Source organism: Sheuella amnicola (genome assembly GCF_010499255.1).
Taxonomy (GTDB): Bacteria; Pseudomonadota; Gammaproteobacteria; order Burkholderiales; family Burkholderiaceae_B; genus Zwartia; species Zwartia amnicola.
The window spans coordinates 1-25592 of record NZ_JAAGRN010000005.1 but is presented as its reverse complement, the minus strand read 5'-3'; the positions used below and the strand labels follow the sequence as shown (position 1 = coordinate 25592).

29 protein-coding genes and 1 other RNA gene are annotated in these 25592 nt (G+C 52.8%); 13 read left to right on the top strand and 17 right to left on the bottom strand.

The features are described from left to right. Window positions 1-16: 16 nt before the first annotated feature. Window positions 17-832 (bottom strand): orotidine-5'-phosphate decarboxylase, encoded by an 816-nt coding sequence (gene pyrF, locus G3I67_RS08375; protein ID WP_163654202.1) that lies wholly within the window; start codon window positions 830-832, stop codon window positions 17-19. Window positions 833-888: 56 nt separating this feature from the next. Then, window positions 889-1284: a diacylglycerol kinase gene (locus G3I67_RS08370; protein ID WP_163654199.1), complete on the bottom strand. Its 396-nt coding sequence runs from the start codon at window positions 1282-1284 to the stop codon at window positions 889-891. Between the two features lie 96 nt (window positions 1285-1380). Between G3I67_RS08370 and G3I67_RS08365 the strand changes: the two genes are divergently transcribed. Genes G3I67_RS08365 through G3I67_RS08355 form a run of 3 tightly spaced genes read left to right on the top strand, consistent with a single transcriptional unit; the run spans window position 1381 to window position 3383 of the window. Further along, window positions 1381-1755, top strand: coding sequence for a tautomerase family protein (locus G3I67_RS08365; protein ID WP_163654198.1), 375 nt, complete (start codon window positions 1381-1383; stop codon window positions 1753-1755). Window positions 1756-1757: 2 nt separating this feature from the next. After that, on the top strand, window positions 1758-2537 hold the full coding sequence (locus tag G3I67_RS08360) for an SDR family oxidoreductase (protein ID WP_163654196.1): 780 nt from the start codon (window positions 1758-1760) through the stop codon (window positions 2535-2537). 42 nt (window positions 2538-2579) lie between these two features. Beyond that, window positions 2580-3383 (top strand): crotonase/enoyl-CoA hydratase family protein, encoded by an 804-nt coding sequence (locus G3I67_RS08355; protein WP_163654194.1) that lies wholly within the window; start codon window positions 2580-2582, stop codon window positions 3381-3383. Here G3I67_RS08355 and chrA read toward each other — a convergent pair. The 3 genes from chrA to G3I67_RS08340 are packed head-to-tail and all read right to left on the bottom strand — an operon-like array spanning window position 3380 to window position 6517. Further along, window positions 3380-4744, bottom strand: a complete 1365-nt coding sequence (gene chrA, locus G3I67_RS08350) for a chromate efflux transporter (RefSeq protein WP_163654192.1) — start codon at window positions 4742-4744, stop codon at window positions 3380-3382. The two genes, G3I67_RS08355 and chrA, sit on opposite strands and share 4 nt — an antisense overlap. Continuing rightward, window positions 4741-5514, bottom strand: coding sequence for a metallophosphoesterase family protein (locus G3I67_RS08345; RefSeq protein ID WP_163654190.1), 774 nt, complete (start codon window positions 5512-5514; stop codon window positions 4741-4743). Before G3I67_RS08345 ends, chrA begins: the two co-directional genes overlap by 4 nt. A 16-nt stretch (window positions 5515-5530) precedes the next feature. Beyond that, the gene (locus tag G3I67_RS08340) at window positions 5531-6517 is read right to left on the bottom strand and encodes a Bug family tripartite tricarboxylate transporter substrate binding protein (protein ID WP_235931813.1); all 987 of its coding nucleotides are present in this window, start codon (window positions 6515-6517) and stop codon (window positions 5531-5533) included. Window positions 6518-6755: 238 nt separating this feature from the next. Here G3I67_RS08340 and groES point away from each other — a divergent pair, with 238 nt between their 5' ends. The 3 genes from groES (at window position 6756) to G3I67_RS08325 (ending at window position 9792) form a co-directional block, all read left to right on the top strand. Beyond that, window positions 6756-7043, top strand: a complete 288-nt coding sequence (gene groES / locus G3I67_RS08335; protein ID WP_163654188.1) for a co-chaperone GroES — start codon at window positions 6756-6758, stop codon at window positions 7041-7043. Window positions 7044-7068: 25 nt separating this feature from the next. Continuing rightward, entirely contained in the window at window positions 7069-8721 is a 1653-nt protein-coding gene (gene groL, locus G3I67_RS08330) for a chaperonin GroEL (RefSeq protein ID WP_163654186.1), read from the top strand. A gap of 159 nt (window positions 8722-8880) precedes the next feature. After that, window positions 8881-9792: an EamA family transporter gene (locus tag G3I67_RS08325; protein WP_163654184.1), complete on the top strand. Its 912-nt coding sequence runs from the start codon at window positions 8881-8883 to the stop codon at window positions 9790-9792. 34 nt (window positions 9793-9826) lie between these two features. On the opposite strand, the gene ybgF is transcribed toward G3I67_RS08325, so the two are convergent. From ybgF to G3I67_RS08285, 8 genes are all read right to left on the bottom strand, one after another. After that, window positions 9827-10501, bottom strand: a complete 675-nt coding sequence (gene ybgF, locus G3I67_RS08320) for a tol-pal system protein YbgF (RefSeq protein WP_163654182.1) — start codon at window positions 10499-10501, stop codon at window positions 9827-9829. A gap of 72 nt (window positions 10502-10573) precedes the next feature. Continuing rightward, window positions 10574-11065, bottom strand: coding sequence for a peptidoglycan-associated lipoprotein Pal (gene pal, locus G3I67_RS08315; RefSeq protein ID WP_163654181.1), 492 nt, complete (start codon window positions 11063-11065; stop codon window positions 10574-10576). Between the two features lie 30 nt (window positions 11066-11095). Beyond that, window positions 11096-12373 carry a Tol-Pal system beta propeller repeat protein TolB gene (tolB, locus tag G3I67_RS08310; protein WP_163654753.1) on the bottom strand — a complete coding sequence of 426 codons (1278 nt, stop codon included), beginning with the start codon at window positions 12371-12373 and terminating at the stop codon, window positions 11096-11098. A gap of 73 nt (window positions 12374-12446) precedes the next feature. Then, window positions 12447-13541, bottom strand: a complete 1095-nt coding sequence (tolA, locus tag G3I67_RS08305) for a cell envelope integrity protein TolA (RefSeq protein WP_163654751.1) — start codon at window positions 13539-13541, stop codon at window positions 12447-12449. Between the two features lie 39 nt (window positions 13542-13580). Then, on the bottom strand, window positions 13581-14054 hold the full coding sequence (tolR, locus tag G3I67_RS08300) for a protein TolR (protein ID WP_163654180.1): 474 nt from the start codon (window positions 14052-14054) through the stop codon (window positions 13581-13583). Next, a complete protein-coding gene (gene tolQ, locus G3I67_RS08295) occupies window positions 14054-14779 on the bottom strand; it encodes a protein TolQ (protein ID WP_163654749.1) in 726 nt (241 codons plus the stop codon). Before tolQ ends, tolR begins: the two co-directional genes overlap by 1 nt. A 21-nt stretch (window positions 14780-14800) precedes the next feature. Next, the gene (gene ybgC, locus G3I67_RS08290; RefSeq protein ID WP_163654179.1) at window positions 14801-15232 is read right to left on the bottom strand and encodes a tol-pal system-associated acyl-CoA thioesterase; all 432 of its coding nucleotides are present in this window, start codon (window positions 15230-15232) and stop codon (window positions 14801-14803) included. Then, window positions 15232-16965, bottom strand: a complete 1734-nt coding sequence (locus G3I67_RS08285; protein WP_163654178.1) for a proline--tRNA ligase — start codon at window positions 16963-16965, stop codon at window positions 15232-15234. Before G3I67_RS08285 ends, ybgC begins: the two co-directional genes overlap by 1 nt. Window positions 16966-17051: 86 nt before the next feature. Here G3I67_RS08285 and G3I67_RS08280 point away from each other — a divergent pair, with 86 nt between their 5' ends. Continuing rightward, window positions 17052-17594 carry an RNA pyrophosphohydrolase gene (locus tag G3I67_RS08280; RefSeq protein ID WP_163654177.1) on the top strand — a complete coding sequence of 181 codons (543 nt, stop codon included), beginning with the start codon at window positions 17052-17054 and terminating at the stop codon, window positions 17592-17594. A gap of 76 nt (window positions 17595-17670) precedes the next feature. Here G3I67_RS08280 and G3I67_RS08275 read toward each other — a convergent pair whose 3' ends face one another. The 3 genes from G3I67_RS08275 to G3I67_RS08265 are packed head-to-tail and all read right to left on the bottom strand — an operon-like array spanning window position 17671 to window position 20560. Then, the gene (locus tag G3I67_RS08275; RefSeq protein WP_163654176.1) at window positions 17671-18573 is read right to left on the bottom strand and encodes an NAD(P)-dependent oxidoreductase; all 903 of its coding nucleotides are present in this window, start codon (window positions 18571-18573) and stop codon (window positions 17671-17673) included. A gap of 3 nt (window positions 18574-18576) precedes the next feature. Continuing rightward, window positions 18577-20082: a tripartite tricarboxylate transporter permease gene (locus tag G3I67_RS08270; RefSeq protein WP_163654175.1), complete on the bottom strand. Its 1506-nt coding sequence runs from the start codon at window positions 20080-20082 to the stop codon at window positions 18577-18579. Window positions 20083-20095: 13 nt separating this feature from the next. Then, a complete protein-coding gene (locus G3I67_RS08265; protein ID WP_163654172.1) occupies window positions 20096-20560 on the bottom strand; it encodes a tripartite tricarboxylate transporter TctB family protein in 465 nt (154 codons plus the stop codon). A gap of 410 nt (window positions 20561-20970) precedes the next feature. Between G3I67_RS08265 and G3I67_RS08260 the strand changes: the two genes are divergently transcribed. The 3 genes from G3I67_RS08260 to ssrS all read left to right on the top strand — a co-directional run bounded on the left by G3I67_RS08260 (window position 20971) and on the right by ssrS (window position 21880). Beyond that, window positions 20971-21384, top strand: a complete 414-nt coding sequence (locus tag G3I67_RS08260) for a hypothetical protein (protein WP_163654169.1) — start codon at window positions 20971-20973, stop codon at window positions 21382-21384. Beyond that, window positions 21384-21686: a cell division protein ZapA gene (locus G3I67_RS08255; RefSeq protein ID WP_163654166.1), complete on the top strand. Its 303-nt coding sequence runs from the start codon at window positions 21384-21386 to the stop codon at window positions 21684-21686. The genes G3I67_RS08260 and G3I67_RS08255 overlap by 1 nt, the downstream gene beginning before the upstream one ends. 9 nt (window positions 21687-21695) lie before the next feature. Then, window positions 21696-21880, top strand: a non-coding RNA gene (gene ssrS / locus G3I67_RS08250) — 6S RNA. A gap of 72 nt (window positions 21881-21952) precedes the next feature. Here the strand turns inward: ssrS and lgt are convergent. Beyond that, on the bottom strand, window positions 21953-22732 hold the full coding sequence (gene lgt / locus G3I67_RS08245) for a prolipoprotein diacylglyceryl transferase (RefSeq protein ID WP_163654163.1): 780 nt from the start codon (window positions 22730-22732) through the stop codon (window positions 21953-21955). A gap of 138 nt (window positions 22733-22870) precedes the next feature. On the opposite strand from lgt, the gene ilvD reads away from it, so the two are divergent. From ilvD to msrA, 3 genes are read left to right on the top strand one after another with little or no spacing between them, the layout of a single operon-like run. Beyond that, a complete protein-coding gene (ilvD, locus tag G3I67_RS08240) occupies window positions 22871-24556 on the top strand; it encodes a dihydroxy-acid dehydratase (protein WP_163654160.1) in 1686 nt (561 codons plus the stop codon). A 7-nt stretch (window positions 24557-24563) separates the two neighbouring features. Further along, the gene (locus tag G3I67_RS08235; protein WP_311197071.1) at window positions 24564-24896 is read left to right on the top strand and encodes a c-type cytochrome; all 333 of its coding nucleotides are present in this window, start codon (window positions 24564-24566) and stop codon (window positions 24894-24896) included. A 16-nt stretch (window positions 24897-24912) separates the two neighbouring features. Next, window positions 24913-25455, top strand: coding sequence for a peptide-methionine (S)-S-oxide reductase MsrA (gene msrA / locus G3I67_RS08230; RefSeq protein WP_203583588.1), 543 nt, complete (start codon window positions 24913-24915; stop codon window positions 25453-25455). Window positions 25456-25592: the final 137 nt, after the last annotated feature.

Sequence of the window (25592 nt, the reverse complement as noted above, 5' to 3'; positions counted from 1 at the left end):
CATTTCGAATTGAAAGTCAGCGATGCGCGTTGATCTCGTCGCGAGTTTGTTTGGCGACAGCTGCTGCGGCCTCTGTCCAGTGTCCCGGGCCTTGCGCATACAAAATCGCACGCGATGAATTAATCATCATGCCCGTGCCGCTCGAGTTGCAACCGGCCGCGCATGTTGCCGCCACATCACCACCTTGAGCGCCCACCCCGGGTACGAGCAGAGGAATGTTGTCGCCAACTGCTTTGCGAACAGCCGCCAGCTCATTCGGAAATGTCGCGCCGACAACCAGTCCGCACTGACCATTGGTGTTCCACTTGTTGGCCACCAGGTCGGCAACACGCAAGTAAAGCGGGACGCCATCGGTGACTAGAAATTGCAGATCCGATCCACCCGGATTGGATGTGCGGCAAAGCACGATCACGCCCCGATCATTCCATTCCAGGTATGGCTCGACAGAGTCCGACCCCAGGTAAGGGCTGACCGTCACTGCATCGGCACCATAGCGCCCAAAAACTTCTCGGGCGTATTGCGTCGCAGTTGCCCCGATGTCGCCGCGTTTGGCATCCAGCATGATAGGCAAGTGCGGATAAGTTTCGCGAATGTAGGCGCAGAGATCCTCAAGCTGGCCTTCCGCACGTTCGGCTGCGAAATAAGCGATTTGGGGTTTGAAGCCGCAAACGAACGGCGCGGTCGCATCAACGATTTTTTTGCAAAACTGGAAAATGGTGTCCGGCTTGCCTTGCAGTTCGGCCGGGATGCGTGGCATGTCCGGATCGAGACCGACCATCAGCAGGGAGTTTGAGCTTGCCCAGGCGGCGTTCAGTTTATTGATGAAGGACATGTCGACTCGATGAAATAAATATCGTTAACAGTTTAAACCGCAGTTTGTTTGCTGCCTCAGAGTATCCGATACCAGTGGTTCAGCGTGCAGACGATCCATAAGCCGGCTGCCATGAGCAAACTGAGCAAAACCGCGGCGCTGCCGAGATCTTTTGCTCGTCCGATCAACTGATTGTTTTCCAGCGAAACTGCATCAGCCACGGCTTCAACTGCGGAGTTTAGCAACTCGACAATCAGTACCACCAGCAGCGAACACAGCAGAAGCATAACCTGCATGGCAGTTTGTCCGACCCAAAAAGCAGCGGGAGTCAGGATGATGGCAAGAAGCAATTCCTGCCTGAAGGCTGCCTCATGACGAATGGCCGCACTTAATCCCTGCGCCGAATAGCGTGCGGCATTCAGAATCCGACTGAAGCCACCTTTGCTTTTGAACGGAGAATGACGGGAGGACACGTTGGGCAACTTCGTTTATAAAGAGAGTTCACCTGACCGAGATCAGGCACATAAATTACATTACATACATAAACTAATTTTAGAAGATAGCACACCATGCCCATACTTAATGTTCAAATTATTCAGGGATATACCCCGGCGCAAAAAACTGACTTGCTCAAGAAGCTGTCTCAAGCCGTTGTCGACAGCATCGCTGCGCCACTGGCTTCTATTCGCGTCGTGATTCAAGAAGTTCCTCGCGAAAACGTGATTGTTGCCGGTGAGTTGGGGCATGATATGGCGCTGATTACCGCCGGATTAATATCGGGTCGTACGGAAGAGCTCAAGGCCGCCCTGGTGCTTGCTCTAGCTAACGCAACCGAGCAGGCACTGGGCCTGTCCACCCAAAATGTGCGAACCATTATTTTCGATACGCCGTCAACGGATATGGGTGTCGCCGGCGGACGCACCGCAAAGGCCGCGGGTCGCTAGACATGGATCTCGGATTAAAAGGTAAATGGGCCCTGGTGTGCGGTTCGAGCACAGGTCTTGGTTTTGCTTGCGCCCACTCCCTGGCCCAGGAAGGCGTGAATCTCGTCATGGTTGCGCGCACCGCGTCCACGCTGGCAGCGAGTGCGGACCGGATCAGGCAAGCGACCGGTGTCGAGGTCATCGCGTTGGCCTCGGATGTTTCGAAGGCGCAAGATCGCTTGCAGGCCGTGCGGGCCGCGCCGCAAATCGATATTCTGATTAATAACGCCGGTGGACCTAAACCCGCGGATTTCAGGGAGTTGAGCCGCGATGACTGGCTGGCGGCGCTTGATACCAACATGCTTGCCCCGCTTGATCTTATCAATCTCGTCATCGACCCGATGATAGAGCGTGGGTTTGGCCGCATCGTCAATATCACGTCCATCGCTGTCAAAGCCCCTGTCGATATGCTGATCTTGTCCAACGGCGCGCGTGCCGGACTCACCGGTGCGGTTGGCAGCATTGCCCGACAGGTTGCGCGACACAACGTCACTATCAATAATGCACTGCCAGGGCGGTTCGATACCGATCGCTTGCGAAGCAATAACTTGAAGCGTGCCCAGTTGTCCGGCAGAACTGTCGAGCAGGAGGTCGAAATGCAGGTCGCAAACATCCCTGCGCGTCGTCTCGGCGTAGCGGACGAATTTGGTCAGGCGTGTGCCTTTTTATGCAGTAGGCAAGCGGGATACATCTCAGGCCAGAACATCCTGATCGATGGCGGGTTGTTTCCCGGCCTTCTGTAGTCATCAACCCCAAATTTATAAACCATACGGAATCGTTAAAACATGACATCACCGGTTATTTACGAACAGGACGACCTCGGCGTCGTGACGCTGACACTCAATCACCCCGAAACGCGCAATGCATTGACCGGCACCGGCATAGTAGAAGCTATGCTCCAGGCTTGCGATCGCATTGAACACGATCCGACTGTTACCGCGGTCATCATCACTGCGAATGGCCCGATTTTTTCCTCCGGAGGAAAAATCGATGAAATGCAACGCCAGATCGGACCGGAGTTCAATAGCGCCGTTTTAAGACAAGAGTATCGCCACGGCATTCAGCGCTTGCCGCTGGCCGTACATGCGATTGAGGTGCCGACTATTGCCGCCGTCAATGGACCTGCTATTGGCGCTGGATGCGACTTGGCGTGCATGTGCGATTTGCGCATCGCGTCTGAGGCAGCGACGTTCGCCGAAAGCTTTGTGAAGGTCGGCATTGTGCCGGGCGACGGAGGGGCTTGGTTCCTGCCCCGCGTCATCGGCATGGCGCGTGCGGCCGAAATGTCTTTTACGGGAGATGCGATCGATGCTCAGACTGCACTTGATTGGGGCATGGTTTCGCGCGTTGTGCCCGCCGATCAATTGTTGTCGACCGCTCAAACCCTGGCCCGCAAAATGGCGACTAATTCGGCTCCAGCTGTGCGAATGACCAAGCGGCTGTTGCGTGAGGGTCAGCAGTCATCACTGGCCAACTTGCTCGAGTTGTCTGCTGCCTATCAAGCGATTGTGCACAAAACAGAAGAGCATGCCGCGATCGTCAAGGATTTCATGGACAAGAAGGCAGCACGTCGGGCACAGAGAAGTTAAAAACTTCTAATCAAGAGTCCAAGCAAGGCGCACGCTGCAATAACATGAATCACATTTATCTTGTAGCGTAATAGTGCGATTCCGGCCGCGGTTGCAATCAGTGCCGCGACCGGGTCGAAACCGCCTTGAAGGCCATTTGGCCATAGGACGTGGTATCCGAAAAAAAGCGCCAAATTCAAAATGACCCCTACCACAGCAGCGGTGATCGCGGTCAATGGCGCGGTGAACTTCAGGTTGTTGTGCGTGGTCTCGACCAATGGTCCGCCGGTCAGAATAAAAACGAAGGATGGCAGAAAGGTAAACCAGGTGACGACTGTGGCAGCGACCGCTCCTGCGAGGAAAAGGCTTTCCGGTCCGAACAGCGCCTTGATATATCCGCCGACAAATCCGACAAAAGCGACCACCATGATCAAAGGCCCCGGCGTGGTTTCGCCAAGCGCCAATCCATCGATCATTTGCGTCGCGTTTAACCAACCGAAATGTTCGACCGCACCTTGGTAAACGTATGGCAGAACTGCATACGCTCCACCAAAAGTCAGCAAAGCCGCCTTGGTGAAAAACCAACCCATTTGAGTCAAAGTATGATCCCAGCCGTAATGAGCTGTCATGAGCGCCATTGGCATGAGCCAAAGTAACAGGCCGATGATTAACACCTTCAACAACCTTATCCAGCTAAATAGCGCATGGTCGGGTGTGGGGGTGTGGTCGTCTATGAATGCGGGTCCATATGATTTATCGCTTTCGTGTTGAGCGCCACCCGTTTTGAACGATTGCGGCGACAATTTTCCTCCGACGTAACCTATGCAGGCGGCACCAGCCACAATGATCGGGAAGGGGACATCCAGTGCGAAAATCGCGATGAACGATGCGGCGGCGATTGCCCATAGCGTATTGTTTTTCAGAGCACGCGATCCGATGCGATGTGCCGCTTGAGCGACAATCGCAGTGACCGCCGGCTTGATTCCGTAAAACAATCCGCTCACAAGCGGCATATCACCAAAAGCGACATAAATCCAAGATAGGCCGATCAGTACCAACAGCGAAGGCAGTACAAAAAGTACTCCGGCGACAATGCCACCCCTTGTTTTGTGCATCATCCAACCTATATACGTGGCTAGTTGTTGCGCTTCGGGGCCGGGCAATACCATGCAGTAGTTCAGCGCATGCAGAAAGCGTCGCTCTGAAATCCAGCGCCTGCGCTCAACCAGTTCCTGATGCATGATGGCGATTTGACCTGCGGGCCCACCAAAACTGATGAATCCAAGCTTGAGCCAAAAGAGAAAAGCTTCGCCAAATGATACCGAGGAAGGAGGCGAACCTGATCCGATCGTTGAATCGGCGGGCAGTGGAGTGTTGCTCATGGATGCATTGTTTCCATGGTTGATAAGGTAGTGCCTTGAACGATGATTTCGCCGTTCATATTCGTAATGCCTCTGAATCCAACGCCATGCAAATTGATGCCTGTTGCTTTTCGCCAATCAGTGTAGTCAAGACTGTCGTGATGATGTCCGTGAAAATAATGCGTCACACCCATTGCCGACGCGAGTCGTCCAAGTTCGCTAAAACCGTGCGGATGACCGTCGGGGGCCTCATGCGACACCATGACATCCGCTACCTTGCGTCTCAATGAGTCGATAGTTTGCGGAAAGATCGTACTCTTATGCTTTAGCAGCTTACCCGAAAGCACCTCTTCGCTTTTCAAGCTACTGGCGCGTAATTGATCAGCATATTCTGTATAGGAGGTGAATTTTTTTTGAGGGGACGCTTCAAACTGAGCGGTGTTTTCATGGCATTTCATTCCGGGATACCAAACCTCTCCCCTGAATATGCCACCGACTCCCGCTACCCTGAATCCCTCGATGATTTCGATGCGGCCGTTCAGATTTCTGTGCTGTGAGTCTTGCAGATTGTCCCAGCTTTGCGATCGATTCGTGTCATGGTTGCCGTGAATAAACCAGACGGCGGCACCTTCGTCCAGGAGTGGACGAATCATATCTTCAAATGGACGCGGTGCTTCGATATCACCAAGAAAGATCAAAGAGCAGGGCGCATCCTGGTGCCCCCTTCGCTCTTGAATGAAATTTTGCACATGATCAAACCGGCCATGCACGTCTCCGAGAAAGTAAATCATTCCCGATTAATAGCACTCAGTTGTTGATTGAGATTTTCGCTTCTGAAATCACTTTGCGCCATCTTGCCGCCTCTTCTTTGATGTAGCCCGCAAACTCCTTCGGGGTTTGTGGCGCTGCATTTGCACCAAGCGACAACAGCTTGTCCTTCACTTCCTGACTGGCCAGTACTTCTGCAATGACCTTGTACAGTTTGTCAACGATGGGTTGAGGCGTGCCGGCGGGCGCGACTAGCCCGACCCATGCAATCAGTTCATAGCCTTTCACCCCTGATTCATCCAGCGTTGGAATTTCAGGGAGTAGGGCATTGCGGTCCTTTGATGTAATCGCCAGTGCGCGGGTGCGGTTTGCCTTGATATTGGTTGAAGCAGAGGGTATCGCATCGAACATCAGGCTGATTTGTCCGCTGATGAGGTCTGCATTGGCCGGACTACTTCCCTTGTAGGGAATATGTTCCATGTTCACCCCTGTCATGAGTTTGAACAACTCGCCCGACAGGTGGGATGATGTTCCATTTCCGGGGGAGCCGAAAGTCAATTTGCCCGGATTGTTTTTGCCAAAAATAATCAGATCGCTGACGGTCTGATAGGGCGAGTTGGCGGGTACAACCAGCAAGTTCGGAAATACCGCGAGTCTTGACAAGGGGGCGAAATCTTTCTCCCCATCATAGGGCATGGTTTTATATAAATTCTGATTGATCGCATGTGTGCCGATCGTAGCCAGAAACAAGGTGTACCCGTTGGCAGGTGATCTCGCGACATAAGATGCCGCGATGTTGCCTCCCGCTCCCGGCTTGTTTTCGATGATGACGGTCTGGTTGAGTTTTTCGCTCATTTTTTGACCAATCAGTCGCGTGGTGATGTCCGTTACGCCGCCCGGAGTAAATGGCACGACGATAGTGATGGGGCGATTTGGATAATCTTCGGTAGTTTGAGCAAAAATTGTTTGATGCGTTAGAGCGGTACATATAGAACCGATCATCATCAGTCTTCGAGTGATATTCATAAAAGCGTCTCCAGTTGGCCTTTGTTTTGCTCAATACGGTATCAGAATTCGCATTGCGGCACAAAAACTAACTTAATGTTGAGTAAATTAGTCGGAATTTCTTTCGATACCCCTTGAAATGCATAAAACAGTCTCTATAATTAGCACTCAATGGATGTGAGTGCTAACAATTAAACGTTGAATAGCGTCGCGCCAAATTTTTCTACAACCCATCACTACTGAAATTTAGGAGTTCTACATGGCCCTGCGTCCCCTGCACGATCGCGTGATCGTCAAACGCCTGGACAACGAGCGCAAAACTGCCTCGGGCATCGTTATCCCTGAAAGCGCGGCTGAAAAGCCCGACCAAGGTGAAGTGCTGGCTGTTGGTCCCGGTAAGCAAACCGAAGATGGCAAAGTCCTGAAGATGGACGTCAAAGTCGGTGACAAAGTCCTGTTCGGCAAATACGCCGGCCAGACCGTAAAAGTCGATGGCGAAGAAGTTCTCGTCATCCGCGAGGAAGAGATCCTCGCCGTGATCCAGTAATTGACAGAATACGAAGGAAATTCAAATGGCTGCCAAGCAAGTTTTATTCGGTGATGACGCACGCGTACGTATCGTCCGTGGCGTGAACACCCTCGCCAATGCTGTTAAGACCACCCTCGGCCCGAAGGGTCGTAATGTTGTGCTCGAGCGTTCGTTCGGCGCCCCCACCGTCACCAAGGACGGCGTTTCAGTTGCGAAAGAAATCGAACTGAAGGACAAGTTCGAAAACATGGGCGCTCAGCTCGTCAAGGAAGTGGCTTCCAAGACGTCCGACAACGCCGGTGACGGTACGACCACTGCTACCGTTTTGGCTCAATCGATCGTTGTCGAAGGCATGAAGTACGTTGCCGCCGGCATCAATCCAATGGATCTGAAGCGCGGTATCGACAAGGCTGTTGCCGTTGCCGTACAAGAGCTCAAGAAGCTGTCCAAGCCCTGCACCACGACCAAGGAAATCGCTCAAGTCGGCTCGATCTCGGCTAACAGCGATTTGTCGATCGGTCAGATCATTGCCGACGCAATGGACAAAGTGGGTAAAGAGGGCGTGATCACTGTCGAAGACGGCAAGTCGCTCGACAACGAACTCGACGTCGTTGAAGGTATGCAGTTTGACCGCGGCTACCTGTCGCCCTACTTCATCAACAATCCTGACAAGCAAGTGTCGGCACTGGACGATCCTTATGTTCTGATTTTCGACAAGAAGATCAGCAACATTCGTGATCTGTTGCCCGTACTCGAGCAGGTTGCCAAGTCGAGCCGTCCTTTGCTGATCGTTGCAGAAGACGTCGAAGGCGAAGCACTCGCTACGCTGGTTGTGAACAACATCCGCGGCATTCTGAAGACTACCGCTGTCAAGGCGCCTGGTTTTGGTGATCGTCGTAAAGCCATGCTTGAAGATATCGCCATCCTCACCGGTGGTACTGTTATTTCCGAAGAAACCGGCATGTCGCTTGAAAAAGCAACACTGGCTGAACTCGGTCAGGCTAAGCGTATCGAAGTTGGCAAAGAAAACACCACCATCATCGACGGTTACGGTGATGCAAAATCGATCGAAGCACGTGTCAAGCAGATTCGTATCCAGATCGAAGAAGCCACTTCCGACTACGATCGTGAAAAACTGCAAGAGCGCGTGGCCAAGCTGGCTGGCGGTGTTGCCGTGATTCGCGTCGGTGCTGCCACCGAAGTCGAAATGAAAGAGAAGAAAGCACGTGTCGAAGACGCGCTGCACGCAACTCGCGCTGCTGTGGAAGAGGGTATTGTTCCCGGCGGTGGCGTTGCTCTGATTCGCACCCGCGCCGCAGTTGCTCAGGTTAAGGGCGACAACGGTGATCAGGAAGCCGGTATCAAGCTGGTGTTGCGCGCAATCGAAGAGCCACTGCGCACGATCGTTGCCAACGCCGGCGATGAGCCAAGCGTTGTGGTTAACAACGTTGCAAACGGTAAAGGCAACTACGGCTTTAACGCATCGACCGGCGAGTACGGCGATCTGGTGGAGCAGGGCGTGCTGGATCCGACCAAAGTCACCCGCACAGCATTGCAAAATGCAGCCTCCGTTGCTAGCTTGTTGCTGACGACCGAAGCCGCTGTTTGCGAACTGGCTGAAGACAAGCCCGCTCCAGGCGGTATGCCCGGTGGCGACATGGGCGGTATGGGTGGAATGGGCGGTATGGGCTTCTAAGCTTTTACGCTTGTTTCGGATCCGGACCTCGGTTCGGATCGATACCGAAAAAAAACGCCGGACAAATCGTCCGGCGTTTTTTTATGGGTGAACGAACAAGTATGTAGAATGTAGTGCGCGGCTTGGCGTGATTTCAAAATAAATAATAAGGGGATTGTTGTGCACGAATGGACTTGGCTTTGGATTCCTGCATCGATCTTTGCCGCCGCAGCGCAAGCCGGGCGCAATGCAATTCAACGCAGTTTGACGGAAAAGCTAGGAACGCTAGGCGCAACTCAGGTGAGATTTCTGTACGGCTTTCCTTTCGCAGTGCTATTTGCCGCATTGGCGCTATGGGCCACCGGCTCGAAATGGCCTGTCATTCATTCCGATTTTGTGATGTTTACGTTGGCAGGTGCTGTCAGTCAGATAGCTGCAACCGCGCTGATGCTCGCAGCGATGAGGCAGCGCGCGTTTGTGGTGGTCACTGCCTGGACCAAGACTGAGCCGGTGCAGGTAGCTGTTTTTGGATTGGTTGTGCTTGGTGACCACATATCCTGGCTAGGCATGTTTGCAATTTTGGTGGCGACAGTGGGCGTGACGATCATGGCGCGCAAGCCCGTCGCGAAAACCGAAAATCAAACAGGCAACTGGCGACCCGTCGTTCTGGGATTGTTGGCTGGCGCAAGTTTTGCCGTGGCAGCCGTGACTTTCCGTGGTGCGATTCTTGCATTGGGTGATGGACATTTTCTAGCCCATTCGTCTTTTACACTGGCTTGCGGATTAGGCATCCAGACCGTGATGCTTGGTGCATGGATGACCATTTTCCATCGTGAGGCAATGATCCAGTGTCTCAAAGCATGGAGAATCTCTATCTGGGGTGGATTGCTTGGCGCCTCGGCATCCGAGGGCTGGTTTTTGGGCTTTGCCCTGACCGCGGCGGCAAACGTGCGCACGCTTGGACTGGTTGAAGTTCTGTTTGCCCAAATTTTGTCGTGGCGTGTCTTTTTGAACAAAGGCACGCGTCAAGAAATGTTCGGCACAATTTTGATCGTTGCCGGTGTGGCGATTTTGCTTTTGACGCGCCCCTGAGCAGGCCCAGGTGGCGCGTAAGATAAGCAAGAAGTTACTGCAGTAACTGGAGGCGTTTTGCTGCCGTATCCGCCGCAGGCGTGCCTTTATATGTCTTGACAATGCGCTGTAGTGTCGCTTTGGCTGCGGCACGATCGTTCAGTTCGATTTGCGAGCCAGCAACGATCATGAGTGCATCGGGTGCACGAGGATGGTCAGGATATTTTTGCGCCATACCTTGAAGTTGCGTAATCGCTCCTTTGAAGTCCTTTTGGGCATATCGGCTACTGCCCTGATAAAACAGCGCTGATGGGGTCAGAGGGCTATCCGGAAAGTCCACCATGAAGTTCATCAGGCCTGTCGTAGCCTCTTTATACTGTCCTTTGCGATAGGCTTCCATCGCTTGGTCGTAAGCGGCTTGCTCGCGGGGATCATTTGCCTTGGCTTCAGCTGCACGACCTCCTTGCGAGCCACCCGGGCGGCCAAGCTGTTCCATTTCGCCTCGCAGTCGAGCTACTTCCTGTTCGAGTGCTTCGATTTGATCGGCCAGTTGCATGCGGGCACGCTGATTGGCTTCTTGCATGTTTTTGACTTGCTGGCGTAAATCGACGATTGCTTTGCGCGCATCGTCATCGGCGAAAGCCATGGCAGTCTGGGTGAAAGTCATGAAACTGCAGGCTAGCAGAATGCTGGAGCTTGCAGTTCGTAAGGAAAAAGATTTAAAGCGCATGATGTCCATCCTCGTTAAAGCAACAAGGCGGCCATGAGCCGCCTTATGTAAAACTAAACAGCAACCGGAAGATTAACGCTTGTAGCTGAAATCCGCACGGCGGTTTTCTGCGTAGTCGGCATCTGTATCACCCAGTGCTTTGGGCTTCTCTTTACCAAAGCTGATAGTTTCGACCTGTGTGTCAGGCACGCCGATCAGCGTCAACATGCGACGAACAGCCTCCGCGCGGCGCTGACCCAAGGCCAAGTTGTACTCCGCACCGCCACGGGCATCGGTGTTGCCTTCGATTGTTACACGCTGCTGCGGATTGGCGACCAGGTATTTACCATGCAGATCAACCGTGTTGCGATACTGCTCGCCAACGGTATAGCTGTTGAAGTCGAAGTAAACCGAACGCTGTTTTGCCAGCACGCTGTTCGGGTTGAAGGGATCCATCACGCCCGAACCATCGGCGCTGCCTGCGCCACCGGCACCGGCTTTGTCATCAAGATTGACGGAGCTACATGCAGCCAGCGTGGCAGTCAGTGCAGCGATGGAAAGAGCTTTTGTGATGCGCGAGGTCATGATATTTCCTTCGTGGGGAGACTCAACAAATTATTGGGGAAACGGGCCCCAGGTGGGTTCGCGTATTTCGCCGTTCAGCACCGAAAGTGTCTGGCGAACGCGTCCATCGCTGGATACGCCTGCCAGAACGCTACGGCCGCCCTGAACAGCGGCATACAACACCTGCATACCATTGGGTGCGAAGCTGGGTGATTGGTCATCACGTCCTTCGGTAAGAAGGGTTTCAGAACCATTTGCCAGATTCAGCGACGCGACACGATATGAACCGTCTCGACGTGTAACAGTAAGCAACGTTTTGCCATCTGGAGAAATTCTTGGTGAGATATTGTAACCCCCGTTGAAAGAGACGCGACGAGGTTCGCCGCCACCTAGTCCAACTTGATAAATTTGGGGGCTGCCGCTGCGGTCACTTGTAAAGTAAATCGAGCCGCCGTCAGGGCTGAAAGTCGGCTCGGTATCAATGAGCGGTGACCGCGTAATGCGGCGCAACCCACTGCCGTCGGCGGAATTCACGACATAGATCTGGGATAAACCATCGCGAGTGAGCACCACGGCAAGGGACTTGCCGTCGGGTGACCAAGCAGGAGCCGAATTGTTACCTTTGTAATTAGCAACGGGCTGGCGCTTGCTGGTTGCGAGGTGATGGACATAGACGACTGGCTTACCGGATTCGAAGCTTACGTAAGCCAGACGGCTGCCATCAGGCGACCAAGCAGGCGAGATGATCGGCTCGCGGGAACGCAGGGCAACCTGGGGATTTTGGCCATCGGCATCGGCGATTTGCAATTCGTATGTCCCGCCTTGCTTCAAGACGTAAGCAATACGGGTTGAGAATACGCCCTTGATGCCGGTAATTTTTTCATAAATGCGATCGGCAATCTGGTGGGAAATACGACGCAACTCTTTCTCGGTGCCGGTAAATGCGACACCATCAAGTTGTCCCTTTTTGGTTGTATCACCCAGTCGGTACTTAACTTCGTAGCGACCGTCGCCGCTGCGAACCACCGTGCCATAGGCGATAAAGTCGGCACCTTTGCCTCGCCATTCGTCATATGCGATCGGAGTGTCTACGGTAAGTGCGGCTCCAGTTGCGTTGATCAGACGAAACTGACCGGTTCTGGTCAGGTCGGCACGAATGATTTCTGCAATCTGACGCCCCGCCGGATCCCCACTGAAGTCAGCGATCGCTACCGGATATTGTTGGGCACTCACCCCGGAAATGTCGACGCGTAACTGCGCGTGCGCCGCCGGCAAAGCCAGGCAAGCGCTCAAAACCATAAGGAATTTCATCCAAACGGTTCGAATCATTTGAGCTACGTTTGGCGCGGTTGCCAGACGAGGTGTAACGGGACTGTCAAACTTCATGGATTCATTTCTCCTGTCAGTCGTACATCTGGTAAATCACTTCGATGCCATCGGCTGGATAGCCGCCCGTGCTAGGCTTGGGAAATGGATCGCAGCGCCGGATGCCTTTAGCGACTGCTTCATCAAACTGGGCAATACCTGAAGATTTCTTTAGGTTAAGGCCGGAAACTGTTCCGTCCGATTTTAACCGCACAATGTAAGAAACAGTCGGATTTGCCGATCCGCTTCTGGCAGGGGTCGGATATGAAACCTGGGGCTGAATGCACTGGCGGACCTTCCCGGCATAGCCACTATCACGACCGCCACCGGATTGATTTCGATCCGCTGTTCCACCCGGGATGCCTGCTACGCCCATTGCGTCGTTTCTGAATGCATCCTTCAGCGCCTTGTCAGCTGCGGCTTTTTTATCGGCTGCGGCCTTTGCGTCAGCCGCTGCCTTTGCCTCCTTGGCTTTCTTGTCCTCGGCGGCTTTTTTGGCTGCTTCTTCTTTCTTGGCCTTTTCCTCTTTTTCCTTCTTTTCGGCAGCGGCTTTCTTTATGGCTTCTTCTTTAGCCTTCTTTTCCTTTTCAAGGCGTTCAGCTTCCAGGCGTTCTTTTTCCAGACGCTCGCGTTCCTTCTTTTCAGCCAATTCTTTTTCGCGTTTGATTCTCAACTCTTCTTTGCGAGCTTCTTCTTTTTTACGCTTTTCTTCCGCCTCTTTGGCCAGGCGCTCTTTCTCGAGCTTCTTCTTGCGCTCATCTTCAAGCGCAATTTCAGGATCGATTTCAGCCTTGGGGGTTTCGGTCACTGCCGGCGCAGGGGGCTGTGGGGGAGGTGGCGGAGGTGGTGGCGGTGGCGGTGGCACCTCGGCCTCAGGCTGTGGCTCGGGCTTGGCTTCGGGTTGAGGGACAGGCTTGGAAGCTTGTGGCGGCGGGCTCACAGGACTATTGCCGTCGGCCCAGAGTTCGATTTGCATCGGCCCTTGCGCTTCCGTTCTCCAGTCAAGGTTTAACACGAGCGCCAACACCAGCAGTCCATGCGCAGCCAGAGCCATGCCCAACGCACGCCAGTTCAGCGTTTGTCTGGGCGGCAAAATCGGGCCGCGAGTGGCAATATCTTGGTGTTTAGTCATTAATTTGGTGAAGTTGCGCATCGGATGCGCATATGAGCCTTAACGTTTATTGGATTTGCCGCCTGATTTCGGGGCGTTATTCGAATTGCCTTTCTGATCAACCAGTAGGCCAAGTTTTGTCACTCCGTTGGTGCGCAGATCGTCCATGACCTTCATGACGGTTTCGTATGGCACTTTACCGTCTGCGGCAATCACCACAGGTTGATCCGGCTTGAGTTCAGACAAAATGGTCTGAGCCAAAGAGCTGCGTTCCACCGGTTGATATGTTGACCCGGCTTCTCGTTTGCGCCAAGAAATTTTGCCATCTTCGGCAATCTGTATCTCAATGGGAGTTTGGGGCACATTCGAAGCCTGACCAACCGAGGGCAATTCGATGACTCCAGGAGTGATCAAGGGTGCTGTGACCATAAAGATCACGAGCAGCACAAGCATCACATCGATATAGGGAACGACGTTAATGTCGTTTTTAAGCTTCCGGCCTGATCGACCGGAACTTGACCGAACCGAGGACATTAGCGCACCTGCCGTTGCAGAATGTTCAGAAACTCGTCGACAAAGGTCTCGAATCTGATCGATAGACGGTCAATGTCATGTGTATAGCGGTTGTAGGCGACTACCGCCGGGATCGCCGCAAAAAGGCCAATAGCCGTTGCAATCAAGGCTTCGGCAATACCGGGGGCAACAGAGGCAAGTGTTGCTTGCTGAACGTTGGCCAAGCCTACAAAGGCGTGCATGATTCCCCATACAGTACCCAACAATCCGATGTATGGGCTGACTGAGCCTGCAGAGGCCAGAAAATTAAGGTGCGACTCCAGTTCATCCATTTCGCGCTGATAGGCGGCGCGCATGGCACGTCGCGCCCCATCCAAGGTAATCGACACATCGGCGGTAGGTCCGGCCGCGCGACGGGCTTTCAAAAACTCTGTCATGCCCGAGTCGAAGATTCTGGCTAATGCGCCTTGTTCCGCCCGACGAGTGGATATGGACTGATGCAACATCGCCAAGTCGCCGCCCGACCAGAAATCATCCTCGAAGCGGCGCGTTTGCACCAGTGACTTTTTGATCGTGGCACGTTTTGCGAAGATGAATGTCCAGGAAATGACCGAAATAACGATCAACATCAGCATGATCAGTTGTACGGGAATGCTGGCGTTCATCACGAGCGATAGCATCGACATATCCGATGCCGACGGAGCGCCGTTTGCGTTTGCAAGCAGTAGTGGTGATAGTGCCAACATCTCAGGGGTAAAAGGCATGACTTATTCCTGGGTAGTTACTACAAATTTGGATCTCACAATTTCCGGAATCGCTGCGGGACGCATCTTAACCGTATCCACGCAACCTATCTGGATGTTGCTTTGAGCCAGAAGTTCCCCATCTCGGGAAACGGACTGTGCGAAGTGTAACGAAGCTCGGCCCATTCGTGTGACCGCACTGTCGATTTGAAGCACATCATCGAGTCGAGCCGGTCTCAGATATTTGATATCTAGTCCGGCGACAATGAATATTCGCTCAAAATCTCTCGCCACCTGGGATTGGTTCACGCCGACCGATCTGAGCCATTCTGTGCGACCTCGCTCCATGAATTTCAGATAATTGGCATAAAACACGACCCCCCCTGCGTCCGTGTCTTCATAATAAACACGGACCTCAAGTCGATGACGAAATGCGGGTGAAGGGATTTGCGTCATTAAACGGATGCAAGTTTAGCAAGTGTTTCGTTGATGCAGTCCGATAGGCTAACCCGTGCGGCTTCAGTTTCCTTGCGCAAAAGCACTTCCACAATGCCATCTTTCAGGCCTCTGTCGCCAACCGTAATTCGAACCGGCACTCCGATGAGTTCCCACTCGGCAAACATAATCCCCGGGCGTTGATCTCGATCGTCAAGAATGACGTCGACACCCGCTGTCTTGAGCGCGTTGTAAATCTTTTCGGATTCTTCCCGAACGGCTTCGCTTTTACCCCATCCGAGACCACAGACAACGACTTCAAAGGGTGCAATGGCACGTGGCCACACGATGCCTCGTTCGTCATGATTTTGTTCGATAGCGGCGCCGGCAATGCGGGTAACGCCAATCCCGTAGCAACCCATTTCCATGAGTGCGGGCTTGCCGCTCTCGTCCAGGAAAGTGGCGTTAAGCGCCTTCGAGTACTTTGTGCCTAAATAAAATACATGACCGACCTCAATTCCCCGCTGGATGGCCAGTTTGCTTTTGCCGGAGGGCGATGTATCGCCGACAACCACGTTGCGCAAGTCGGTGATCAAATCCGGCTCGGGTAGATCGCGACCCCAGTTCACCCCCGTGAGGTGAGCGTCTTCTTGGTTCGCACCGACAACGAAATCATGCATGTTTGAAACGGTCAAATCTGCTATGACTTTAACGGATCGCTTTGTACCGACCGGACCGAGATAACCGGGTTTGCAGCCAAAAGTGTCAATGATTTCGGATTCGGTTGCAAACCGAAAACCCTTATTCAGGCCCTCAATCTTTCCGGCTTTGATTTCATTGAGCTCATGATCTCCACGCAAAAGAAGCAACCAGATTTGAGCCGGTCCCTTTTCGGGATCGGTCGCCAGCACGATGGATTTGATCGTGCTGGCAAGCGGTATTCCGAGTAATTCGGCAACAGCTTCGCATTTGCTTGCACCAGGGGTAGGGGTCAATGTCATGGGGGAGCTGGCCGGTGAACGCGTCGCAATCAGACAGGGTGCGGCAGCCAATTCGATATTGGCTGCATAGTCGGACTCTGGGTCATAAACAATCAGATCCTCTCCGATGTCGGCAATCACCTGGAATTCGTGGCTTTGCGAGCCGCCAATCGATCCCGTATCCGCAGAGACCGCGCGGAAGGTCAAACCCATGCGATTAAAGATCTTCATGTAGGCGTCGTACATGATGCGATAGCTCTTTTGGGCGCCCTCTACATCGCGATCAAAAGAGTAGGCGTCTTTCATGGTGAATTCGCGTCCCCGCATCACGCCAAAGCGTGGACGACGCTCATCACGGAATTTTGTCTGGATATGGTAGAAATTGACTGGTAGCTGGCGCCAGCTTTGAATTTCATTGCGAGCAATATCGGTGATGACTTCCTCGGATGTTGGCTGCAGAACAAAGTCCCTGCCATGACGGTCTTTAATGCGAAGCAGTTCGGGACCGTACTCGGTCCAGCGTCCGGACTCCATCCAAAGTTCGGCGGGCTGTACCACTGGCATGAGCAATTCGAGGGCACCTGCGGCATCCATCTCTTCGCGGATAATGCGCTCGATCTTGCGAATCACGCGCAGCCCCATTGGCATGTAGTTGTAGACACCTCCTGCAAGTTTGCGAATCATGCCCGCACGCAACATCAGTTGATGGCTGGCGATTTCGGCCTCGTTAGGAGCCTCTTTAAGGGTATTGAGATGAAAAGCGGATGCGCGCATGTGTAAATACTAAATTTGATTAGGGCAAAAAAGCCGACAGGTACGTATAATCAAGTGCAATTGTATTGAATTCGTTGGAACTAGCCATGCTTGATCGCGAAGGCTACCGTCCCAACGTCGGTATCATCCTCGTCAATCATAGAAACGAGGTCTTTTGGGGCAAGCGTATCAGGGAACATGCCTGGCAGTTCCCTCAGGGTGGCATCAAGCACGGGGAAAGCCCGGTGCAGGCCATGTTTCGCGAGCTTCACGAAGAGGTCGGCTTGAAACCCGACCATGTGCAGATTTTGGGACGAACTAGAGAATGGTTGCGCTATGACGTGCCGGATACCTTTATCCGGCGCGAGTCGCGTGGCCATTACAAAGGCCAGAAGCAGATCTGGTTTTTGTTGCGCATGGTTGGCCGGGATCATGATGTCTGCCTGCGCGCTACGCCTCACCCCGAGTTTGATGCGTGGCGCTGGAGCCATTATTGGGTTTCCCTTGAGTCTGTGATCGAGTTCAAGCGCAGTGTTTACACGCAGGCCCTGAACGAGTTGGCACCCCTGATTTTCAGAAGGTCTGGAGAAGCGCGCCAAATTGAGTCCGATTCGCGTATCTTGATGCCGGACGAGGGTGTTATTCGCTGAGTTCAATTGTGTTCAATCCAAAAAAAAGGGCAGTGCGCTTGCACTGCCTTTTTTTCATATGACTGGGCTGCGGACTTTAACGAAGTCGTTTGATCAAGCTGGAAGTATCCCAACGAGATCCACCCATTTTTTGAACATCCGCGTAGAACTGGTCGACTAAAGCGGTTACCGGGACGCGGGCGCCATTACGACGCGCCTCGTCCATGACCAGGCTCAGATCCTTGCGCATCCAGTCAACTGCAAAGCCAAATTCGAACTTATCGTCCACCATGGTTGCGCCACGGTTTTCCATTTGCCAGCTTTGCGCTGCACCCTTGCTGATGACATCAAGTACCTGTTTCATGTCCAGGCCGGCAGCCTGTCCAAAGGCGATGCCTTCGGATAAGCCCTGAACAAGACCGGCAATACAGATTTGATTGACCATCTTGGCTAGTTGACCAGCTCCGACAGGACCTACAAGTGTCACTGCACGCGCCATGGCTGCGATGACATCGCTAACGGCCGCGAATTCGGCGGCATCCCCACCGCACATGACGGTGAGCATGCCATTGACCGCGCCTGCTTGGCCACCTGAAACAGGGGCGTCAATAAACCGCAGGCCTTTCGATTTCGCAATCTCATGGAGTTCTCGCGCAACCGAAGCGGACGCTGTTGTGTGGTCAACATAAGTTGATCCGGCCGGCATCCCCGCGAACGCACCATTCTCACCGAGCACTACGCTTCTGAGGTCATCGTCGTTGCCGACACAGGAAAAGACGATTTCAGCGCCCTGAGCGGCTTCGCGAGGCGTAGCAGCGGCACGACCGCCAAATTCGCTGACCCATGATTGAGCCTTTTGCGCGTTACGGTTGTACACCGTAACCTGATGACCTGCTTTGGCAAGATGGCCAGCCATGGGCAAGCCCATGACCCCCAGGCCTAAAAACGCGACCTTGCGGGGTTTTGATGGCTCGTACGTTCTGGCGTTGATGCTTGCCATGAATCAATCCTCTTCCACGAAGGCTTCTTCGCGTTTCTTCTTGACCGAAGGCAGCGCAACGATGATCACCAAGAGAACGGCGATTGCAAGCAGAGATGCCGACAAACCGCGATCCAGGAATGTCATGTAGTTGCCGCGTGAAAGCAACAATGCGCGTCGGAAATTTTCTTCCATCAGGGGACCCAGCACCAGACCCAGCAACAGCGGGGCGCCTTCACACTTCAGTTTCGACCAAAGGTAGCCGATGATGCCGAAGCAAGAGGTGGTGAAAATGTCAAAGGTGTTGTAGTTGAGCGAATACACGCCAATCGTACAGAACACCAGAATCGCAGGGAACAGAATGCGATAGGGCACTTTGAGCAATTTGACCCAGATTCCGACGAGCGGGAGGTTCAGAACCACCAGCATCAGGTTACCGATCCACATCGAGGCAATCAGACCCCAGAACAACTGAGGGTGGCTGGTCATGACCTGAGGGCCAGGCTGGATGTTGTGAATGGTCATCGCGCCAACCATCAGCGCCATCACAGCGTTGCCGGGAATGCCCAAGGTCAACAGAGGAATAAATGATGTCTGCGCACCAGCGTTGTTTGCGGCTTCAGGGCCTGCAACACCTGCAGGATGGCCTTTGCCGAAACGCTCGGGATGCTTGGACAGTTTCTTTTCCATCGTGTAAGAGGCGAACGAGGAAAGTACTGCGCCACCACCCGGCAGGATACCCAAAGCCGAACCGATCGCCGTGCCACGAACAACAGCAGGCCAAGACTCTTTGAACTCTTGCATGTTCGGGTAAAGCGACCCCATCGTGCTGGTCAAATCAACGCGGTTCTCTTTCTGTTCGAGGTTGGTCATGATTTCGGCAAAACCGAATACGCCCATCGCCACGATCGCAAAGTCCAGGCCGTCTTGCAGTTCAGGTACGCCAAAGTCGAAGCGTGCAACACCCGAGTTAACGTCCGTACCGACCATGCCCAGCAGCAGACCGAGCAAGATCATGCAAATCGCCTTGATCAGCGAGCCGGAAGCCAGAACCACGGCACCAACTAGACCAAGAACCATTAGGGAGAAGTACTCGGCAGGGCCGAACTTGAAAGCGACTTCGGCCAGAGGAGGTGCAAACGCAGCCAAAAGTAGCGTGGCAACGCTACCGGCAAAGAACGAAGCCAGTCCGGCGATAGCCAGAGCCGCGCCGGCCCGACCGTTTTTCGCCATGGCGTGACCGTCTAGCGTCGTCACAACAGATGACGTTTCACCTGGCAGGTTAACCAGAATAGCTGTGGTTGATCCACCGTATTGTGCGCCGTAATAAATACCGGCCAGCATGATCAGACCGGCAATCGGGGGCAGCTGGTACGTAATGGGCAGCAGCATTGCGATTGTTGGCACAGGACCCAAGCCCGGCAAAACGCCTACGAGCGTGCCCAACAGGCAACCCATCAGTGCGTAAAAGAGGTTCTCGGGAGTAAACGCGACGCCGAAACCGACGATTAGATTATTGAGTAAGTCCATTTAAGTCGGCTCCTTAATTCATACCGAGAAAAGCTGGCCAAATTGGGAACACCAAGCCGAGACCTTTGACAAAAGCCAACCAGCAAAGAAGCGTTAGAAAGATCGAGTTGAGAATCGATACTTTCCAGCTGTGCTCGTGGCTTGCCAAGCTACTGCAGGCAACCAACAGGAAAAGGGAGACAACCAGGCCCAAAGGACGCAGGACGAAACCGAAGAGAACGATCGAGCCAACGATAATGGCCAGAATCTTGAAGTCGAAACGGTCGACCTCAGTTTTTTCCGCCTTTTTTCTCAAGGAGGAAAGAAGAATCACGAAGCCAAGGATGGCCATGAGAATTCCAAGCCAGTGCGGGAAATAACCGGGTCCCATTCGGGCGGCGGTACCCATTGAATAACTGGTTGCCTTCCAGGCAAATCCCAGCCCTAGCAGGATGAACATCACCCCCGACCAGAAATCCTGTTTATTTCTAAGCTGCATGGTAAGTAGCTCCTTGACTGCGCTGCTAACAGAGTTTTGTTGAAAATCGATAGTTCGGTGTTTTTGCACCGAGTGTTCTTTCTGTACTTCGAGGGCTTGAGCCGATCAGGTTAATGCACTCGATAAACTGAGGAGTGCATGGTAATTGAGAGAAGCGACAATGCAAACCCTGAACTAACCCCTAATCAGTGGGGTTTTCCCTAGAGAAAGGCAGAAAAATCAAATAAAGGCGCAAGAGTTTGAGCTTGCTCATCAAAATGACATTTTGTTTATGTACAAAATGAGACAATTCTTACTCGAAGCTGACTGATGGTGTAAATAATGTCATTTCTTTCATTTTTGCTATTTTTTCGAAATGCAAAATGTTGAATCCTTAACTAAGCTTGCATTTTTTGATTTACGATAGTGCCATGCTTGATGATCTCGATTTTTTATCCCAACGTCTGAAAAAGCTGGTTGAGCAAACTCAGCAGCTTGTTGCCGACCGTAAAGCCTTGCAAACTCGACTTGCCCAGGTCGAGTCCGAGCGCGATGCTCTAGCAAAAAAGCTTGCTCAAGAGGATGTGCAAGCCAAGGCTTTAGGTATCAAAGTCAATGCTTACGAGGCCGAAATCGAGGTGTTGCGCAGTCAAAGCACAGCCAAAAATCAGGCGCTTCAGGGGTCGCTTGATCTCTTCAAGCAAGAGCACACCAATTTGCAAGCTCAGTTGCAGTCTCGTGACCATGAGGTGAGTGCTTTGCGTGCTGCGACGATTCAGGCAAAAGAGCGTATTGATGCCGTTCTCGAGCGCTTGCCAGGTGGTCATCATGAGGAGCAGCACTAATGGAACGTGTCGACATTTCCATTCTCGGGCGCGAATACTCTTTGGCATGTCCGCCTGAAGAAAAAGAGGCTTTGAATGCGGCAGCACTGCATGTCAGCCAGTTGGCAGGCCGTATTCAGGGCAGCGGTAAAATTTCCGGCAATGAAAGAATTGCCGTGATGGCGGCCATTCAGATCGCAGTCGAGCTTTTATCGATGCGTGCTCCCGATGGCCCGCTTGGGGGCTTGGCGGTGGGTGACTTCAAGCGTAAAATTGACGACATGAACGCGATTTTGGATTCCGCATTCGCTCTATCGCGCTGAATTTAAAGTTTGTCCCTGCTGTGTTCGTGACCAGGTCATATATTCTCTGAACCAATGCTTATGGCATACATAGGCTGCGAGCTTGTTGAGTGGGCATGTTCGTCTCTTGTCAGACGAACTCGAAATCAACACAACGTGGCCGACTTGAACCTTAGGTTCGAGATGCCGACCTGAACGGCACAAGCGGGGCAATTATTCGAGAGCCAGCCAGTGAGCAGTGCGTCACTGGTTTGGATGTAAATGAAGCTGATTCCTCAAGAAGGGAATCAGCTTTTTTTTGCACATAACGCAAACATCAACAATCCGGCGATCACCATCGGAATCGATAGCCACTGGCCCATCGATAAGTTTGCGGCAAGCAGCCCAAGAAAATCATCGGGTTGCCGAGCGAATTCCTCTATGAATCGGACGCTGCCGTATCCAATCAAAAATATTGCGCTTACTTGACCGGTTGGTCTCGGTTTATTCGCAAACCACCAGAGCAGAATAAACAGGAAAACCCCTTCAAGTCCGATGTTGTAGAGTTGGGATGGGTGTCGCGCGATTCCGTCGCCGCTTTGTGGAAAAATCATCGCCCAAGGCAAATCGCTTGGACGCCCCCACAGTTCGCCATTGATGAAGTTGCCAAGCCGTCCTGCGGCAAGTCCTGTCGGGATGAGTGGGGCGATAAAGTCACCGACTTCAAGCCACTTGTAGCCACGGCTGCGCGCAAACCAGAGCATCATGACCAGCACACCGATGAGCCCGCCATGAAAGGACATGCCGCCTTCCCAAAGATAGAAGATTTCAAGAGGATGGCTCAGGTAGTAGCCTGGCTTGTAAAACAGGACGTAGCCTAACCGCCCTCCTGCAACGACGCCCAATACACCGTAAAAGATGACATCCTCGAGGTCGCGTAGCGTCAGGCGGGTTTTGCCGTGCTGAATTCTCCAGCGACCAAGTACCCAGGCCGAACCAAATGCCAGCAAGTACATTAATCCATACCAATGTACGGCAAGGGGGCCAAGGCGAATCGCCACCGGATCGAATTGAGGAAACTGGAGCATGTCAAGCCATCAAATTAAAGATGTTCGATAATAACTCTTGTATTTCGGGTCGGACAGTTTGCAGCGACTCATCTGAAGAGTACGATTCACCTTTTAGTCCACAGTTTTTTGTGAAACAACACTGGATATTCATTCATCATGGCAAATAACGATCGTTCAAAAAATATTACCGAGGGAATCACGCGTGCACCGAACCGTGCGATGTATTACGGCATGGGCTACAAGGAGTCTGATTTTGCCAATCCTATGATTGGCGTTGCGAATGGACACTCGACGATTACCCCTTGCAATAGCGGTTTGCAGCCTTTGACCGACGCTGCAATCGAGGCGATCAGAGAGTCCAAGGCAAACCCCCAGGTGTTTGGCGTGCCAACCATTTCCGATGGCATGTCTATGGGTACCGAAGGGATGAAATATTCGCTCGTGTCGCGTGAAGTGATTGCCGATTGCATCGAGACCGCCGTAAATGGTCAGTGGATGGATGGTGTTGTCGTGATTGGTGGTTGTGACAAGAATATGCCTGGCGGCATGATCGGCATGGCTCGCGCCAATGTGCCCGGGATTTATGTCTATGGCGGAACCATCAAGCCCGGACATTACAAAGGCAAAGATCTCAACATCGTGTCCGTGTTCGAGGCTGTTGGTGAGTTCACCATGGGGCGCATGAGTACGGAAGATTTCAAGGCGATCGAACAAAAAGCAATTCCGGGAACAGGTTCGTGTGGCGGGATGTACACAGCGAACACGATGAGTTCTGCTTTCGAAGCGTTGGGTATGGCATTGCCATATTCAAGCACCTTGGCCAACGAGGATGGTGAAGCAATCGCCAATGCTCGCGAGGCCGCGCGCGTCTTGGTTGATGCCGTGCGTAATAATCGTCGCCCCCGCGACATCATTACGCGCAAGTCGCTTGAAAACGCCATTTCGGTGATCATGGCGCTTGGTGGTTCGACCAACGCCGTATTGCATTTTCTGGCGATCGCCCATGCCGCGCAGGTAGAGTGGACGATTGACGACTTCGAACGCATTCGCAAGCGTGTGCCGGTATTGTGCGACCTGAAGCCGTCGGGCCAATTTCTGGCTGTTGACTTGCATCAGGCCGGTGGTGTTCCGCAAGTCATGAAAATTTTGCTCAACGCGGGTTTGATTCACGGCGATTGCATGACGATTACCGGCAAAACCGTTGCTGAATTGTTGAAAGATGTTCCGGATCAGCCTCCTGCCGGTCAGCAGGTTATTCGTTCGATCGATAACCCCATGTATGACCATGGGCATTTGGCGATTTTGAAGGGTAATCTTTCGCCTGAGGGCGCGGTTGCCAAAATTACGGGATTGAAGAACCCCGCAATAACAGGGCCTGCCCGTGTTTTCGACTCTGAAGACGATGCGATGAAAGCGATCATGGCTCGTCAGATTAAGGATGGCGATATCGTTGTGATTCGCTATGAAGGCCCGAAAGGTGGTCCCGGCATGCGTGAAATGCTCGCCCCGACTTCCGCGCTGGTTGGTCAGGGACTTGGCGAAACGGTGGGCTTGATTACCGATGGCCGCTTCTCCGGCGGCACATGGGGAATGGTTGTCGGACACGTTTCGCCCGAGGCATATGTCGGTGGATTGATCGGCTTGATCCACGAGGGTGATTCAGTCACGATCGATGCCCATAAGCTTTTGTTGCAACTGAATGTGTCCGAGCAGGAAATCGAGCAGCGTCGCAAGGTATGGAAACAGCCCAAGCCCAAATACACGCGTGGCGTGCTTGCCAAGTTTGGTCGTCTCGCAAGTACGGCTAGCCGTGGTGCGGTCACGGACGGTTTCGACGAGTAATGATTTCGTGACTAGAAAGTTGTATGCAACGGCCTTATCGGTAGCGTGTCTTTTTTTGCACGCTCCGACCTTGGCTCAGACGGTCGATGGATTTGCATTAGCCAAGTCAAAAACCTGTTTGGGGTGCCATCAGGTCGAAGACAAAAGGGTTGGTCCGTCTTTTGTGCAGATTGCCCGGCGCCACGGTAATAGTCAGGCCGATGTCGAATACCTTGCAGATTCGATCATGCAAGGTGGGCGGGGTAGATGGGGTGCGATTCCCATGCCTGCCCAGTCCGTGACAAGGCAGGATGCTTTAACGCTGGCGCGTTGGATTACGACACTCAAGCCTGCTGATTAGTTAGTTGGAAATGATCATGACGATTCAAAATGAAGTGGCCGTATTTGGTGGTGGGTGCTTCTGGTGCACCGAAGCTGTTTTTGGTTCGATGACCGGGGTTGTTTCCGTAAAGTCGGGCTATTGTGGCGGACATGTTCAAAATCCAAGTTACGAGCAGGTCTGTACAAAGCAGACCGGGCATATCGAGGTTGTGCGGATCGAATTTGATCCTGCCTTAGTCCGCTACGATGATTTGTTGGAGGTGTTTTTCGCGACCCACGATCCAACGACTCCGGGACGTCAGGGCAATGATGTGGGACCCCAGTATCAGTCCGCCATTTTTGTGCAATCGCCCGAGCAGCTTGCATCTGCCGAGGCGGCAATCGCCGAGTTGAATCGTTCCGGTCGTTTTGCGGATCCGGTTTGTACCCAGTTATTGCCGGCGGCAACCTTTTGGCCGGCCGAAGAGATGCATGACGATTATTTCGCCTTGCATCCCGAGCAAAGCTATTGCCATTTCGTGATCGCGCCCAAGGTATCCAAGTTCAAGAAGCAGTTTTCAGACAAGTTAAAAAACTAGTTTTTGCCTGGGTAGAACTACTTTAGGTAGATCAACTTGACAGGGTAAAAAAAGTCCTTCATAATCTCGTTTCTCTGCTGCTCAAACAGCAACAGAAAAAACCAAAAATCGTCAGACGCGATTTAAAGTAAATAGCT

What these genes read in the sequence shown, in the direction of transcription:
- pyrF (WP_163654202.1), bottom strand. Translation starts at nt 832, where the DNA reads ATGTCCTTCATCAATAAACTGAACGCCGCCTGGGCAAGCTCAAACTCC.
- G3I67_RS08365 (WP_163654198.1), top strand. Translation starts at nt 1,381, where the DNA reads ATGCCCATACTTAATGTTCAAATTATTCAGGGATATACCCCGGCGCAA.
- G3I67_RS08360 (WP_163654196.1), top strand. Translation starts at nt 1,758, where the DNA reads ATGGATCTCGGATTAAAAGGTAAATGGGCCCTGGTGTGCGGTTCGAGC.
- G3I67_RS08355 (WP_163654194.1), top strand. Translation starts at nt 2,580, where the DNA reads ATGACATCACCGGTTATTTACGAACAGGACGACCTCGGCGTCGTGACG.
- chrA (WP_163654192.1), bottom strand. Translation starts at nt 4,744, where the DNA reads ATGAGCAACACTCCACTGCCCGCCGATTCAACGATCGGATCAGGTTCG.
- G3I67_RS08345 (WP_163654190.1), bottom strand. Translation starts at nt 5,514, where the DNA reads ATGATTTACTTTCTCGGAGACGTGCATGGCCGGTTTGATCATGTGCAA.
- G3I67_RS08340 (WP_235931813.1), bottom strand. Translation starts at nt 6,517, where the DNA reads ATGAATATCACTCGAAGACTGATGATGATCGGTTCTATATGTACCGCT.
- groES (WP_163654188.1), top strand. Translation starts at nt 6,756, where the DNA reads ATGGCCCTGCGTCCCCTGCACGATCGCGTGATCGTCAAACGCCTGGAC.
- groL (WP_163654186.1), top strand. Translation starts at nt 7,069, where the DNA reads ATGGCTGCCAAGCAAGTTTTATTCGGTGATGACGCACGCGTACGTATC.
- ybgF (WP_163654182.1), bottom strand. Translation starts at nt 10,501, where the DNA reads ATGCGCTTTAAATCTTTTTCCTTACGAACTGCAAGCTCCAGCATTCTG.
- pal (WP_163654181.1), bottom strand. Translation starts at nt 11,065, where the DNA reads ATGACCTCGCGCATCACAAAAGCTCTTTCCATCGCTGCACTGACTGCC.
- tolB (WP_163654753.1), bottom strand. Translation starts at nt 12,373, where the DNA reads ATGATTCGAACCGTTTGGATGAAATTCCTTATGGTTTTGAGCGCTTGC.
- tolA (WP_163654751.1), bottom strand. Translation starts at nt 13,541, where the DNA reads ATGACTAAACACCAAGATATTGCCACTCGCGGCCCGATTTTGCCGCCC.
- tolR (WP_163654180.1), bottom strand. Translation starts at nt 14,054, where the DNA reads ATGTCCTCGGTTCGGTCAAGTTCCGGTCGATCAGGCCGGAAGCTTAAA.
- tolQ (WP_163654749.1), bottom strand. Translation starts at nt 14,779, where the DNA reads ATGTTGGCACTATCACCACTACTGCTTGCAAACGCAAACGGCGCTCCG.
- ybgC (WP_163654179.1), bottom strand. Translation starts at nt 15,232, where the DNA reads ATGACGCAAATCCCTTCACCCGCATTTCGTCATCGACTTGAGGTCCGT.
- G3I67_RS08285 (WP_163654178.1), bottom strand. Translation starts at nt 16,965, where the DNA reads ATGCGCGCATCCGCTTTTCATCTCAATACCCTTAAAGAGGCTCCTAAC.
- G3I67_RS08280 (WP_163654177.1), top strand. Translation starts at nt 17,052, where the DNA reads ATGCTTGATCGCGAAGGCTACCGTCCCAACGTCGGTATCATCCTCGTC.
- G3I67_RS08275 (WP_163654176.1), bottom strand. Translation starts at nt 18,573, where the DNA reads ATGGCAAGCATCAACGCCAGAACGTACGAGCCATCAAAACCCCGCAAG.
- G3I67_RS08270 (WP_163654175.1), bottom strand. Translation starts at nt 20,082, where the DNA reads ATGGACTTACTCAATAATCTAATCGTCGGTTTCGGCGTCGCGTTTACT.
- G3I67_RS08265 (WP_163654172.1), bottom strand. Translation starts at nt 20,560, where the DNA reads ATGCAGCTTAGAAATAAACAGGATTTCTGGTCGGGGGTGATGTTCATC.
- G3I67_RS08260 (WP_163654169.1), top strand. Translation starts at nt 20,971, where the DNA reads ATGCTTGATGATCTCGATTTTTTATCCCAACGTCTGAAAAAGCTGGTT.
- G3I67_RS08255 (WP_163654166.1), top strand. Translation starts at nt 21,384, where the DNA reads ATGGAACGTGTCGACATTTCCATTCTCGGGCGCGAATACTCTTTGGCA.
- lgt (WP_163654163.1), bottom strand. Translation starts at nt 22,732, where the DNA reads ATGCTCCAGTTTCCTCAATTCGATCCGGTGGCGATTCGCCTTGGCCCC.
- ilvD (WP_163654160.1), top strand. Translation starts at nt 22,871, where the DNA reads ATGGCAAATAACGATCGTTCAAAAAATATTACCGAGGGAATCACGCGT.
- msrA (WP_203583588.1), top strand. Translation starts at nt 24,913, where the DNA reads ATGACGATTCAAAATGAAGTGGCCGTATTTGGTGGTGGGTGCTTCTGG.